Source organism: Roseibium album (genome assembly GCF_965233825.1).
Taxonomy (GTDB): Bacteria; Pseudomonadota; Alphaproteobacteria; order Rhizobiales; family Stappiaceae; genus Roseibium; species Roseibium album.
On record NZ_OZ247583.1, the window covers coordinates 176,465 to 190,229 of the forward strand.

Consider the following 13,765-nt stretch of genomic DNA (forward strand, 5'->3'; position numbering starts at 1 on the left):
CTCCGGCGTTTTTTTCATTTTGAACCGAGGGTGGAACGCGCTGCGTCAAACCTCGTGTCTATCGGATCTCGACCGCGTATGTATCCACCGGCACAACTTTGCTGATCAGCCCGGCTTCGGCCATGAATTCTGCAAATCGCTGATAGCGACCTTCGTCCAGGGAACCGGGACGTTTGGCAAACCGCGGCAGTGTGTCGGCCCAGGCGCGCTTGTTCAATTCGTCATTCAGGTGCGGATAAGCCTCGATGAACGCGTTCCACGCTTCCTCGGGATGATTGGTCAGATAGATCGTCGCTGCTTCAACAGCGGCCAGGAACTTGACGAACCGCGGATCATCTGTCTGATCCTTGTTCACCACGTAGATCAACTCGTCAAAAATCGGCACGCCGTTTTCTTCCGGGAAGAATGCAGTCCCTTCCTTGCCTTCGATTTCGAGTTGTGTGAGTTCGAAATTGCGATAGGCGCCGATAACGGCATCCACCTGGCCGGACATGAGTGCTGGAGACAAGGCAAAGTTGACATTGACCAGTTCAACGTCATCCATCGACAGGCCCACGGATTTCAGCATTTGCCCGAGCATGGCATCCTCAAAACCTGAAACCGAAAACCCGATTGTCTTGCCTTTCAGGTCCTTCAGTTCCTTGATGGGACCGTCTTTCAGAACAATCAGGGAGTTCAGCGGTGTCTCGACAAGCGTCCCGACCCAGGAGACCGGCAGGCCTTCTTCAACATGCGCGTGCAGGGTCGGCTGATAGGAAATCGCGATATCACCCTGTCCGGCAGCCACCAGTTTCGGCGGCATGGCAGGATCGGCAGGCTCGATCAACTCGACCTCGAGGCCTTCGGCTTCGAAAAACCCCAACGTCTGGGCCGTAATCACCGGCGCATGATCAGGATTCGTAAACCAGTCCAGAAGAACTGTCAGTTTTTCAGCAGCCTGAACCGGAGCGCTCGCAAACAGCGCGGCAGCGACAGACAGGGACACCAGTAGTTTTTTCATTCAATCCTCCAGTGTACGGCAGTCAGACTTCGACCTGCCAGGGAACGAGAATTCGGGTGAGATGTTCAACGGCGTAGCGCATGGCCAGCACCATCAGAGCAAGAAGGATGACGGCAGCAAACAACATGTCTGCATTTCCGCGCGCATTGGCCTGCAGCATGATGAATGCAAGGCCACCCTTGGCGCCGGCCCATTCGCCGACGACTGCACCGATAGGCGCAAAGACTGCAGCCACGCGAATACCGGACGCAAATGCCGGCAGCGCTGCTGGTGCACGGAACATTATCAGTTCCTGAAATCGCGACACGCGATAGAGCCTTGCCAGATCCGAAAGTCCGGGATCAAGTCGCCTCAACCCGTCATATACCGTTGAAGTGACGGTAAAAAAGATAACCAGAATGGCCATGACGATTTTGGAAGACATTCCAAAGCCGAGCCAGAGAACCAACACGGGAGCTATAGCGAAGACGGGAAGTGCTTGCGTAACCAGAATGGTCGGCATGATCACACGTCCAGCCAAGGGAAACAGCCAGATGGCAATCGCAAGGGTCGAACCGCACAGGACACCCAGAACAAAGCCGATAACCGTTTCGGAAGCCGTTATACCCGCATGGTGAAACAGGAAACCGGCGTGTTCGGGAAATGTGAGGATCACCTCCACCGGTCCAGGCAACATGAACGAGGGTGGCTGGAAGGCGGCCACAAGCAACGCCCAGACCGCGAGGACGGCAAAGACTGAAAACAGGAATCTCATGCCCACTTGCAGCAACACCTTCATGCCAACTCTCCGGTGGCACCTGGCGCATAGTGGACATTTTGTGCGGCAGACAATCTTCGCACATGCGGCGATTGCTGCCCTTGCAGACAAGAACGCATAGGATCTCCCGTCTTCGGACTGGCGCACCGTGCGATGTCTCAAACGCACATAAATGCTCCAGCATTTAGAACGCGATCAACTTGGATGCCCGATCTTCGATCGGTTGTCCGTTGATCTTGCCGAAAATGACAATGGAGATCCGGGAATAGGCTAAGGATTCCGTCCCTTCGCCGGCATGACCCGGATCAGGTTCTAAGGGTTCGGCTCAAAGCCATCTCAGTTCCGTTAACCGGAACACCCCTCGGACCAAGGCGGAACATGCCTTGCCTGAACAAAAAAGGCAACCCGCCGTGCGATATCTTTTTTGGCTGATAGTCTCCGGGACTTAGCCGGCCTGCCAGTCGGTAACTGCCTTTTCGACAGCGACAGCGCCGTCGGGTCCCTTTTCAAGCGTAAGGATGCCGCGCTTGCCGTTCTCGTAGAGCATCGGGATATCGATCCAGCCCCGTTCACGCAAAAGATTCAGGTTGCGCTGCTGTTCGTTCGGAAGGTTCGACAAGGCGATCCAGAAGAATCCGGGCTGGACTTTCACGGACGCACCTATCAGGGCATCGCCCCGTGCTTCCTCCGTCGGTTTCATGACGAGGCCCGGAACATTCACAACATCTCCGGCCGCAAAACTCTCGGGAAAATCATATTTTATTTCGACAAGATGACTTGCCGGCAAGGACGTGTCGTCATTCGGCTTGATGCGAATGTCGACCTTCACATCCCGTTCCGGAATATCGATTGAAGCAGTCAGCACGGACTGCCGCTGACCGTCCAGATTGGTTTCCTCTTCAAGGCCCCAGACAACAGCCCCCTGGGACGCGGTTCCCTCGCCACCGGTATCCTCGCCTTCTTCGTAGAGAATTGAGCGCTGCACACCGTCGCTGGCGGCAAGACCGGCGGACGGCTCTTCCGGAGCAGCCTGTTCCGGCGCAATTGCCGCCAGGTTGTCCTGGGGAACGGCGAGAGGCGCATCATCACCAGTCGCGGAAGGCGATACCACGCCCGACTGCGGCTGAACGGGCGCTTCCGGCACCGGTTCAATCTGGGGATTTGTCACGATCGCCGGCGCGGAAGGAACCGGCTCCAGTCCCGTGGACTGGGGGGTGATGGTCGTTGTCGTCACGGTTCTCGCGTCAGGCGCGATAACATCGTCTCCACCGCCGTCAAGGAGACGATCGGTGTTCTTTGAAGACTCGGGATCGTCGGACGTTGTCCCGGAGGATGACGCCACTGGTGCATCTTCGGTCCGACCGGCACCTGTTGCCTGAGATTCACCTGTTTCGGTTTGCTGGCGATTGACGGAAACAAGATCGTCCAATGGAAGAAGGAAATAGGCACCGGCTCCCAGCAGAACGACGAGGAAAAGAACCCCCAGAGCGATCGGCAGGAAACGGCCGGATGAAGATTTGCTTCTTAGTGCGTCCGATGCCGAAGGGCGCTCGCGCCGCGAACGGCCTTTCGGCGCAGGGGTTGCTTCAGGCTCGTCAGAATAGAGAGGCTTCTCGCCGGGCGCGTTTCCGCCGGCCTCTTCTGCAAACAACCCGGCATCATCCGGGCTTTTGTTTTCAAATATCGGTTCCTGGCGTGGTTCTGGGGCAGGCGTGGAATGGCCGGTGGAAGGCTCCACAACCTCCTTGACGGTTTGAACAGCCTGCGTGGCTGCGGTGCCAAGAGCCTCTGCTTCCGAAAGGGTCTCCTTCAGGGGAGAAGGAACGTCTTCTTCGACCGCGCCATGTGGCTCCGAATGTGGCTCAGGCGGCGATTGCTCCCCCGGTTGCGGTTCAGTCGCAACCGGTTCCGCGTATTCTTCTACTGCAGGTTCAGCTTGCTCGGGGTGCTCGGCAGCCTCCGGCGACGGGACTTCATCAACTGGAGCGGCAGGTTGCGGTGCCGGTGTTTCGACGCGAGAGGATGTCGCCACACTCGCAGGTGTCAAGCCCAGGCTTTCACGCGCTGCTTCCGCTTCGACTTTCCGGATCGCTTCTTCAAGGCGAAGTTGCTCCGCCGTGATTTCAGACGGAGAAAGAGGTGGCTCATATGCCTTGAGCTGATTGACAATAGCATTGCGCGCCCGGCTATAGACACTCCTGCGCGCGGCACCGTTGCTTTCGGGCAAAGACGCGATCGTTTTCTTCAATATTGAATAATAATCAGCCATCTTCCTGCCTACCGGCCATTTGCATGATTCTGTTCTGCTGGCCTGAGGTTCGTAATCACCTCAGGCTTATAGCAAGTTTTTGAAGACTGGCGCCAATTCTTCCTACCTGCTCGAAAACAGAACCCTGCAAAGCTCATTCCTACAACTGTCTATTGGACGGCTTTCAAGCTTGCGTCCAGCATCTCAATAACAGCGCATCGTGATTCGTGAAGCGTACACGCTGCGTAATATTGAGCTTTTTCGGTCACAGATCTCAATCCTGGAAAGGATTCTGCACAAGAATTGTGTCATCACGTTCCGGACTGGTCGACAGCAGCGCCACCGGTGCGCCGATCAATTCCTCAACATGGCGGACATATTTGATCGCCTGGGCAGGCAACTCTGCCCACGTGCGGGCGCCCTCCGTCGACTCCTTCCAGCCAGGCAGCGATTCGTAAATCGGAACAACCCTCTCCTGGGCACCCTGGGATGCCGGCAGATAATCGATCCGTTCGCCGTCAAGTTCATACCCGATACAGATCTTGATTTCATCAAGGCCATCCAGAACATCAAGCTTCGTCAACGCGATACCGTTGATGCCCGAAGTGCAGACGGTCTGGCGCACCAGAACCGCGTCGAACCAGCCACAGCGGCGGCGGCGACCGGTGACAGTGCCGAATTCATGGCCTCGCGTGCCGAGGAACTCACCGACCTCGTTTTCCTGCTCCGTTGGAAACGGCCCCTCGCCGACGCGGGTCGTATAGGCCTTCGTGATGCCGAGGACGAAATCGACCGAACCAGGACCCAGACCGCAACCAGTCGCGGCCTGGCCCGCAACCGTGTTTGACGACGTGACGAAGGGATAGGTGCCGTGATCAATATCCAGAAGGGCGCCCTGGGCACCTTCAAACAGGATGCGCTTGCCCTTGCGGCGAAGATCGTCCAGCAGATACCAGACCTTGTCCATGTAAGGCAGCACCTTGTCCGCCACGCTGGCGAGTTCGTCATAGATTGCCTGGGCGGAAATTTCATCCTGACCCAACCCACGGCGTAGCGCGTTGTGATGCGTCAGCAGGCGATCGATTTTCGCCGGCAGCGTCGTCAGGTTCTTCAAGTCCATCAGACGGATTGCGCGACGGCCGACCTTGTCTTCGTATGCCGGTCCGATACCCCGTTTCGTCGTGCCGATCCGAGTGCCGCTGTTTGAATTCTCGCGCAGGGCATCCAGTTCCCGATGGATAGACAGAATGAGCGTTGCGTTCTCGGCAACGCGCAGGGTTTCCGGTGTAACCACGACACCTTGCTTGCCAAGCCGTTCGACCTCTTCTGCAAGTGCGTGCGGGTCGAGCACGACACCATTGCCGATGACCGACAGCTTGCCTTCGCGTGCAACTCCGGACGGCAATAGAGAAAGCTTGTAGCTGACGCCATCGATGACAAGCGTGTGTCCGGCGTTGTGTCCGCCCTGGAATCTCACGATGACATCGGCCTGTTCCGACAACCAGTCGACAATCTTGCCTTTGCCTTCGTCACCCCATTGCGAACCGACAACAACCACATTCGCCATCTAGTCTTTGCTCTCCTGAAAGCTGCTTCTGCATCACCTGGACAATCCGGTGTGTCGACACGACAAGCCCCGGCGAAGCTGACCGGGGCAAACGGCGCGGACTATAGACAGGTTTCCCCGCGCATGCGAGTCTTCGACGCCAAAATATGGTGCGGTCGAACGCATTTGGATACCGCTTATAAGCAGGTCTTTGGCTTTATTTTGGCGGCGCGGGCTTCTCATCCGTTTTTTCACTGCGTGCGAGCCGGTTAATCATTGGTGATGTCCTGAGCAGCCAGACGAATCGACGCCGCCGGTCGGCAGGAACGGCTTCGCGGCGGAACATCCGGATTACGATAAACAGGACCAGCATCAGATGCAGGGTGGCGGTATAAACGAAGAATGCCGCCGGGCCGAAGGAACCCATCAGCAAGGATGCGACAAATGGCCCGATCATCGCCCCAACTCCAAAGGCAAGCATTGTTCCGGCGGCGATATCGATGAATTGGCCCGGCTGGGCATGATCATTGGCATGTGCCGCAGACAGGGAATAAAGTGGCAGCGCGAAGCCACCGAAGAAAAAGACACCGACGAACAGATCTGCCTGCGACACCGATCGGGAGATAAACAGACAGGCAAGTCCGGCGCCGATCGTGAAGACGATCAGCACCAGGCGACGGTCCACGCGATCGGAGACCCATCCCGCCGGATATTGAAAAATCGCCCCGGCAAAAACCCAGATCGCAATGAAGGCAGCGACGGTTTCCAGGCCCAGCCCAATGCTTTCGGCGTAGATTGGCCCGATCATTCGGAAAGCCCCGTTTGTCAGTCCGATCGTGAAAATGCCCACCATGGCGACCGGCGAGACGCGCCAGAGCATCAGCGGATTGACGATTTTTGCCGGTGGTGCCGGCGGGTTCCCGCCACGGGCCAGGGAAATCGGCACAACCGCAAAGCAAAAAAGGACGGCAAGAACCATAAGGATATCGGTGCCGGTTGCCCCGAACGCCGGCAGCATGAACTGCCCGCCCATGACTGCTCCGAGATCAACAATCCTGTATATCGAGAGAATTCGTCCGCGCGATGCGTTGGAGGCCATCGAGTTCAACCAGCTCTCCAGAACCATTGCCGTCCCGCAAAACGCCGCTCCGCTGACAAAACGGGCAAGCATCCAGGGCCAGCCGGCCGGCGCAAAGGCGATGGCAAGAACCGCAATCGCACTGACTGAAGCAAGCGCTGCAAACACGCGGATATGACCCGCCCGGGCAATCAGGTAGGGGGTAAAGAGTACACCCGAAATCAAACCCGCATAGTAAAGTGATCCAAGCAGGCCGATAAGGCCGTCGGGCAGTCCTTCCACCTTCGCCCTCACCGCTATCATGGTCATCGCAAGACCGTTCGCCGCCAGCAGGCAGGCTGCAGCGATCAGCAGTGGAGCGAGTCGACCGGCAAGAGAGGTTTCTCTGGCTGACTGGACAATCTGTGTCATGGGAGACAGGCTTTCTGAATCCGCCTGAAGTATCGAAAAGGCGTGATGTACACTTTGCCAGACTGTGACTTCGGTGCAAGCCACCAAACCGAACCTATTCTCACTTTTCGGGTGTCTGCCCCTCTGCTGTCGTGATAGTCCGGGTCGGTCTTCAAAGTGTCAGGGTAACTCGATGCCTCTTCGAAACTGGGTAATGCTGATCGTTCTTGGAACGATTTGGGGCGGTTCGTTCTTGTTCGCCAAGGTTGCCGTCGCCGAAATTCCGCCATTTGTGCTGGTATTCTTCCGGGTTTCCAGTGCCTGCGCGGTTCTCCTGCTCGTGCTCTGGTATCAGAAACTTCTACGGAAGCTCTCTTTCGAACTTGCGATCCCCTTTCTGATCATGGGTATCCTGAACAACGCGATCCCGTTTTCACTCCTCTTTCTCGGGCAGACCGAAATCGGTGCAGGACTGGCATCCATCCTGAACGCGACAACACCAATATTCACCGTTGTTGTCGCAGGAGTGCTGGTGAAGCAGGAGACCTTGAGCGCGAACAAGATCGGTGGTGTGCTTCTGGGGGTAATCGGGGTTGCTGTCATGCTGTCGAGCAGCTTGTCCGGTGTTGCCAATGACCCGGTCTGGGCGCAGTTGAGTTGCCTTGGAGCGGCTGTTTCATATGCCTGCGCTGCAACATACGCACGCCGTTTCAAGGCGGTACAGCCTCAGGTCGCCGCCACTGGCCAGCTTCTTGGCTCGAGCCTGATCATGCTGCCGATTGCACTTTACTTCGGCACAGGCTGGACCGCCTCCGGCACGAGCTTGACCGCCTGGGCAAATGTTCTGGCACTTGGTGTTTTCGCCACGGCGTTGGCCTATCTCATCTTTTTCCAGTTGCTGAGCGATGCGGGAGCGACCAATGCATCGCTGGTCACGTTGATTGTCCCGGCAAGCGCACTCTTCTTCGGTTGGCTGATCCTCGGTGAAAATCTCAGCGCGCTGCAACTCGGCGGGTTCGCGATTCTTTTGGTCGGGTTGATTGTACTCGACGGGCGGATCCTGCGCCGGAACAACCGGCAAGTTCCAGAAAAAACCTGAGCGGTGGGAGGTATCAAGCCGTCGACCGAAAGAAAGACGACACGTTCCAGGCTGTTGGGTTGTCGAAATAGGCTACTCCGGCCTATCACGCCGGGTTTGTCGAGCTGAGCCCGACAAACCCGAATGCATTGAAAGCGCGTTTGGCAGGGAAACTAGAATCTCAATGTCTTTACCTGTTTCACGTGGGAAACGGCTTCCAGTCTCGCCATCACGTCGGCCGACACATCATTGTCGATCTCCACGAGGCAGATCGCATCTGCGCCTGGTGCGAGCCGGCCCAGATTGAAAGTTGCAATGTTGACGCCGCTGTCGCCGAGTTCCATCCCCAGGTGGCCGATGAAACCGGGCTTGTCCTCGTTGGTGATGTAGAGCATGTGCTCACCAAGCTCGGCTTCCATGTTGATGCCTTTCACCTGGATGATCCGCGGCTTGCCGTCCGCAAAGACGGTTCCGGCAACAGACCGTTCCTGGCGTTCAGTGACCACCGTCAAACGGATATAGGTCTCGTAGGCACCCTGCTTTTCGCGCCGGATTTCCTCAACCTTGATACCGCGATCCTTAGCCAGGATGGGAGCGGAGACCATGTTGACGGTCTGCAACAGAGGTGTCAGCAGTCCTGTAAGCGCTGCGGCCGTCAAGGCCTGCACGTTCATTTCTGCAACCGCACCGGCATATTCGAGCTTGACGCCCTCGATACCTGTTTCCGTCAACTGACCGGCAAAGGAGCCAAGCTGCTCAGCCAACCGGACGAATGGAGCAAGCTTGGGTGCCTCTTCGGCGGTGATCGACGGCATGTTGATCGCATTGCGAACGGCGCCGTCGAGCAGATAATCACACATTTGCTCAGCGACCTGCAGCGCCACGTTTTCCTGAGCTTCGGACGTCGACGCACCCAGATGCGGCGTGGAAACGAAGTTCTTCGCACCAAACAGCACATTGTCCTTTGCAGGCTCCTCGACAAAGACATCGAAGGCCGCGCCGGCAAGTTTGCCTTCGTCCAGCGCTTTTCGGACAGCAGCTTCATCTGCCAGACCACCCCGGGCACAGTTGATCAGGTAGGATCCGGTTCTCATCTTGGCAATCGAGTCGGCGTTGATGATGTTGCGGGTCTTGTCGGTCAGCGGCGTATGCAGCGTGATGAAGTCGGATCGGCCGAAAAGGTCGTCAAGCTCGACCTTCTCGACACCAAGGGAGACTGCTCTTTCCGGTGTCAGAAAGGGATCGTAAGCGATCACCTTCATCCTGAGACCGATGGCCCTGTCCGCGACAATGGAACCGATGTTGCCGCACCCGACGAGCCCGAGGGTCTTGCCGGTAAGTTCACGCCCCATGAAGCGGGATTTTTCCCACTTTCCCGATTGTGTCGAAGCGTCCGCTGCCGGGATCTGCCTCGCCACGGACATCATCATGGAGATCGCATGTTCAGCGGTAGTGATGGCATTGCCGAACGGCGTGTTCATGACGATGATACCGCGCGCCGTCGCTTTGGGGATATTGACATTGTCGACGCCGATCCCCGCGCGGCCGACAACCTTCAGATTGTCCGCTGCAGCAATGATTTTCTCCGTCACCTTAGTTGCGGAGCGGATCGCCAGGCCATCATACTGGCCGATGATGTCAAGCAGCCGTTCCTTGTCCTTGCCCACGTCGGGCAGAAAGTCCGCATCGATACCCCGATCCTTGAAGATCTGAACGGCAGCAGGTGAAAGCTTGTCTGAAATGAGTACTTTGGGCGCCATGTGAGCGTCTCCTTGAATGCAAATGCGATCCGGGCAGCAGGCCGCCCGGCAGATTTTCATGAGAGGAGAAAATGCTCAGGCAGCCTGAGACAGATTCGCTTTTTCAGCGGCGTAGGCCCAGTCGAGCCAGGTCGTCAACGCTTTGAGATCATCCGTCTCGATCGTGGCTCCGGCCCAGACACGCAGGCCTGACGGCGCATCCCTGTAAGCGCCGATGTCATAAGCCACTCCTTCCAGATCAAGACGTGAAGTGATTGCCTTCGCAAAGGCAGCCTGACGGTCATCGTCAAGTGCGAGAATGTCGGGATCGACAACCTTCAGGCAAACCGAAGTGTTGGAACGGGTGTCTCGGTCGACGGCAAGAAAGTCCGCCCAGCGGCTTTCGGCAACCCAGTCCGCAAACACGCGCAGGTTAGCGTCAGCCCGCGCACGCAATCCGGACAGCCCGCCAACACCGTTGGCCCATTTCAGGGCGTCGAGATAATCTTCCACGCAAAGCATCGACGGCGTGTTGATGGTCTCGCCCCTGAAAACGCCCTCAATCAGCTTGCCGGCCTTTGTCAGTCGGAAGATCTTCGGCAGTGGCCAGGACGGCGTATAGGTTTCAAGGCGTTCGACGGCCCGCGGGCTCAATATCAGGACACCGTGTGCGGCCTCTCCGCCCAGAACCTTCTGCCAGGAGAAGGTAACGACATCCAGTTTGTCAAAGGCAAGGTCCTGCGCAAAGGCGGCGGACGTCGCATCGCAGATCGTCAGCCCCTGCCTGTCGGCCGGTATCCAGTCGCCGTTTGGCACACGCACGCCGGAAGTGGTGCCGTTCCAGGTAAAGACTACATCATTGGTGAAATCAACGGTGGACAGGTCCGGCAACTCTCCGTACGGAGCGTCAAGAACTCTCGCATTCTCGAGTTTGAGTTGCTTGATCACGTCGGTCACCCAGCCTGCGCCGAAGCTTTCCCAGGCCAGCATGTCGACACCGCGAGCGCCGAGCAGCGACCAGAGCGCCATCTCAACGGCGCCAGTATCTGACGCGGGCACGATACCGATGCGATAGTCTTCCGGGATTTCCAGAATTTTTCGGGTCAGGTTTATCGCTTCGGCCAGCTTGGCCTTGCCGGGTTTCGCCCTGTGAGAGCGGCCGAGCGGAGCATCGGAAAGCCCTTCGAGCGACCAGCCGGGGCGCTTGGAACAGGGACCGGACGAAAAATTGGGATTGGCCGGACGCACGTCCGGCTTGGCGGTAAAATCAGTCATATCTGTCTACCCTCGCAGATAGTTGCCCCTCGTTGGGGAGGGGTGTCCCACCTGCGGGAATAGGACTTTATCCGTGCCTGGTCAATTCAAATCCGGTTCAGACGCAAAAAGGCCGGTCTGAACGACCGGCCTTTTCCAAGTGTGTTTGTGCAGTCCTGATCAGAAGTTGCTCTGGATCGGACCTTGCGGCTCGTAATAGACCGGAGCTGCCGGAGATCTGCGGCCGCCAAAATTGTAGCGTATGCCGAGACGGATCTCGTGCGCAGTCAGGTCATCCCATTCAACCCGGGTTTCACCGGTGCCTGCATCATGCAATTTCACGGTTTTCGCATCACCGAGGTCGCGATACTGGTATCCGGCGTCGATTTCCCAGTTGTCGGTCACCGCATAGGAAGCACCTGCCATCAGCGCCCATGCGAAATTCCACTGGCTTTGTTGCCCATCATAATCCGTTCGTCCGGTACCGCCGGGATTGATCGAATATGTGTTGTCGGTCCTGAGGTAAGATGCACCGATACCTGCGCCGACGTAAGGCGTGATCCGGTTCCACGTGCCCAGGTCGACATACCCGTTCACCATGAACGTCCAGATGTCGATGTCTGTTGACTCTTCGGAGAACCCGCCTGCGCATGTGCCACAGACCGCATACCCTTTCACCTGTGCAGGGGTTTCATAGTCAAGTGTCAGATCGGTTCGCAGATACCTGTTCCACTTGTAGCCGACACCGACGCCGACCATCCAGGCATTGTCCAACGACTCGCGTTGAAAGCGCAGATCTCCGATAACGGGGTCATTGAAGCTTCCGCTCGGGTCGTTGTAAATTTTGTAACCGATATCGCCGCGGAGATATAAGCCACCGACGGCGGGCACTTCGGGAATGTGCTCAATGACCGGAGCCGGCAGATCCGCGGCATAGCCTGCGGTGGAAAGCGCGACTGCAAAGCCGGTCAAAGACAAACGCTTGAAAAATGAGTTCATGTCCTCGTCCTCTTCCAGTGAGCGTCCGCTTGTCGGGTGCCGGACACATCAAACTTGAAGGCATAGTGACGGGAATTCATTAAAGGTCGCTTAACTCTGTTCTTTAACCGAGTTTTTTTACCTTAAGGAACCTTTAACGCGAATTTACATCTGCAAGTAGTTAAAAAAAGCCACCCTTTCGAGGCGGCTTTAATCGAAGATTTTTACTTGAATTTTTGTCTCAGGCAGCAACGGACGCCACGACGCCGGCTATGTCGTCCACGACCTCATTGACGAGATCGGCATCATCACCTTCCGCCATGACACGGATGAGAGGCTCGGTTCCGGAAGCACGGATTACCAGGCGGCCTGCGGCTCCGAGGCGGGCTTCCCCTTCCTCAATCGCGGATTTGACCTGGTCCTGTTCGAGCGGCTTTCCGCTGCTGTAACGCACATTTTTCAGGATTTGCGGAACTGGCTCAAAGCGGCGGCAAACCTCGGATACGGGCTTGTCCTGATCCTTCACGCAAGCCAGAACCTGCAACGCAGCGATCAGCCCGTCGCCTGTCGTGGCGAAATCCGACAAGACGATATGGCCGGACTGTTCCCCTCCGACGTTGAAGCCGTTGGCACGCATGTGTTCAACCACGTACCGGTCACCAACCTTGGTTCGGGCAAGATCCAGTCCGATGCTGCCAAGATATCGCTCAAGTCCCAGGTTCGACATCACGGTCGCGACGATCCCGGAACCGGAAAGCCTGTCATTGGCATGCCAGGACTGGGCCACAACAGCCATCAATTGGTCGCCGTCAACCTGTCGGCCGTTTTCGTCAACGATGATGACCCGGTCCGCATCCCCGTCGAGGGCAATACCGATATCGGCCCGGACTTCGTGCACCTTTCTGGAAAGAGCATGGGTCGAGGTCGATCCGCACTCCTTGTTGATGTTGAAGCCATCCGGCGTTACTCCCATGGAGATGACGTCGGCGCCAAGTTCCCAGAGTGCTTCCGGTGCAACCTTGTAGGCTGCACCGTTGGCGCAATCGATCACGACGCGAAGACCTTCAAGGCTCATTTCCCGCGGCAGCGTACGCTTTGCGAATTCGATATAGCGTTGTTGGGCGCCGTCTATACGCTTTGCACGTCCAAGATCGCGCGTTCCCGCAAGACGGGATGTCAGATCGGTCTCGATGAGATCCTCGATCTGCCGTTCGATATCATCACTGAGCTTGAAACCGTCAGGTCCGAAAAACTTGATGCCGTTGTCATGGAAGGCATTGTGCGACGCTGAGATCATCACACCGAGATCTGTCCGCAGCGACCGGGTCAGCATCGCGACCGCAGGCGTCGGCATTGGACCAAGCAGGAAGACATCCATTCCGACCGACGTGAATCCTGCAACCATGGCATATTCCAGCATGTATCCGGAAAGGCGCGTATCCTTGCCAATCACGACGCGATGACGATGACCGCCATTCTTGAATGCAAGACCAGCTGCCATGCCGACTTTCAATGCCATCTCGGCGGTCATGGGATAGGAGTTGGCCTGACCACGGATTCCGTCGGTACCGAAAAACTTGCGCATCTATCGAACCTGTCTGATCGGTTGCGTTGCGCCCTTTTAGCGCAAATGAAATGAAGCGTTATTCAAAATATGTGAGCAAATATTACTATTCACTGACGATCCGTACCATCAG

At 57.0% G+C, this 13,765-nt stretch carries 10 protein-coding genes and 1 riboswitch; of the genes, 1 reads left to right on the plus strand and 9 read right to left on the minus strand.

Going from position 1 to position 13,765, the window contains the following annotated elements:
- Positions 1-58: 58 nt before the first annotated feature.
- From ACO6TI_RS00805 to ACO6TI_RS00825, 5 genes are all read right to left on the minus strand, one after another.
- Positions 59-1,000: an ABC transporter substrate-binding protein gene (locus ACO6TI_RS00805; RefSeq protein ID WP_055113792.1), complete on the minus strand. Its 942-nt coding sequence runs from the start codon at positions 998-1,000 to the stop codon at positions 59-61.
- A 22-nt stretch (positions 1,001-1,022) separates the two neighbouring features.
- Complete coding sequence (locus tag ACO6TI_RS00810; protein ID WP_422384164.1) at positions 1,023-1,778, minus strand: ABC transporter permease; 756 nt, start codon at positions 1,776-1,778, stop codon at positions 1,023-1,025.
- 244 nt (positions 1,779-2,022) lie between these two features.
- Positions 2,023-2,129, minus strand: a riboswitch (TPP riboswitch).
- Between the two features lie 73 nt (positions 2,130-2,202).
- Complete coding sequence (locus tag ACO6TI_RS00815) at positions 2,203-4,026, minus strand: hypothetical protein (protein ID WP_422384165.1); 1,824 nt, start codon at positions 4,024-4,026, stop codon at positions 2,203-2,205.
- 253 nt (positions 4,027-4,279) lie between these two features.
- A complete protein-coding gene (locus tag ACO6TI_RS00820) occupies positions 4,280-5,572 on the minus strand; it encodes an adenylosuccinate synthase (RefSeq protein ID WP_055113796.1) in 1,293 nt (430 codons plus the stop codon).
- Positions 5,573-5,768: 196 nt separating this feature from the next.
- Positions 5,769-7,040: an MFS transporter gene (locus ACO6TI_RS00825; protein WP_422384166.1), complete on the minus strand. Its 1,272-nt coding sequence runs from the start codon at positions 7,038-7,040 to the stop codon at positions 5,769-5,771.
- 172 nt (positions 7,041-7,212) lie between these two features.
- On the opposite strand from ACO6TI_RS00825, the gene ACO6TI_RS00830 reads away from it, so the two are divergent.
- On the plus strand, positions 7,213-8,118 hold the full coding sequence (locus ACO6TI_RS00830; protein ID WP_196896549.1) for a DMT family transporter: 906 nt from the start codon (positions 7,213-7,215) through the stop codon (positions 8,116-8,118).
- A gap of 152 nt (positions 8,119-8,270) precedes the next feature.
- Here the strand turns inward: ACO6TI_RS00830 and serA are convergent, their stop codons facing one another.
- The 4 genes from serA to glmM form a co-directional block, all read right to left on the minus strand.
- A complete protein-coding gene (gene serA, locus ACO6TI_RS00835; protein ID WP_422384167.1) occupies positions 8,271-9,857 on the minus strand; it encodes a phosphoglycerate dehydrogenase in 1,587 nt (528 codons plus the stop codon).
- 75 nt (positions 9,858-9,932) lie between these two features.
- The gene (locus tag ACO6TI_RS00840) at positions 9,933-11,111 is read right to left on the minus strand and encodes a phosphoserine transaminase (protein ID WP_422384168.1); all 1,179 of its coding nucleotides are present in this window, start codon (positions 11,109-11,111) and stop codon (positions 9,933-9,935) included.
- 159 nt (positions 11,112-11,270) lie between these two features.
- A complete protein-coding gene (locus tag ACO6TI_RS00845; protein WP_035899980.1) occupies positions 11,271-12,089 on the minus strand; it encodes an outer membrane protein in 819 nt (272 codons plus the stop codon).
- 220 nt (positions 12,090-12,309) lie between these two features.
- Positions 12,310-13,653: a phosphoglucosamine mutase gene (gene glmM, locus ACO6TI_RS00850; RefSeq protein WP_422384169.1), complete on the minus strand. Its 1,344-nt coding sequence runs from the start codon at positions 13,651-13,653 to the stop codon at positions 12,310-12,312.
- Positions 13,654-13,765: the final 112 nt, after the last annotated feature.

What these genes read in the sequence shown, in the direction of transcription:
- ACO6TI_RS00805 (WP_055113792.1), bottom strand. Translation starts at nt 1,000, where the DNA reads ATGAAAAAACTACTGGTGTCCCTGTCTGTCGCTGCCGCGCTGTTTGCG.
- ACO6TI_RS00810 (WP_422384164.1), bottom strand. Translation starts at nt 1,778, where the DNA reads ATGAAGGTGTTGCTGCAAGTGGGCATGAGATTCCTGTTTTCAGTCTTT.
- ACO6TI_RS00815 (WP_422384165.1), bottom strand. Translation starts at nt 4,026, where the DNA reads ATGGCTGATTATTATTCAATATTGAAGAAAACGATCGCGTCTTTGCCC.
- ACO6TI_RS00820 (WP_055113796.1), bottom strand. Translation starts at nt 5,572, where the DNA reads ATGGCGAATGTGGTTGTTGTCGGTTCGCAATGGGGTGACGAAGGCAAA.
- ACO6TI_RS00825 (WP_422384166.1), bottom strand. Translation starts at nt 7,040, where the DNA reads ATGACACAGATTGTCCAGTCAGCCAGAGAAACCTCTCTTGCCGGTCGA.
- ACO6TI_RS00830 (WP_196896549.1), top strand. Translation starts at nt 7,213, where the DNA reads ATGCCTCTTCGAAACTGGGTAATGCTGATCGTTCTTGGAACGATTTGG.
- serA (WP_422384167.1), bottom strand. Translation starts at nt 9,857, where the DNA reads ATGGCGCCCAAAGTACTCATTTCAGACAAGCTTTCACCTGCTGCCGTT.
- ACO6TI_RS00840 (WP_422384168.1), bottom strand. Translation starts at nt 11,111, where the DNA reads ATGACTGATTTTACCGCCAAGCCGGACGTGCGTCCGGCCAATCCCAAT.
- ACO6TI_RS00845 (WP_035899980.1), bottom strand. Translation starts at nt 12,089, where the DNA reads ATGAACTCATTTTTCAAGCGTTTGTCTTTGACCGGCTTTGCAGTCGCG.
- glmM (WP_422384169.1), bottom strand. Translation starts at nt 13,653, where the DNA reads ATGCGCAAGTTTTTCGGTACCGACGGAATCCGTGGTCAGGCCAACTCC.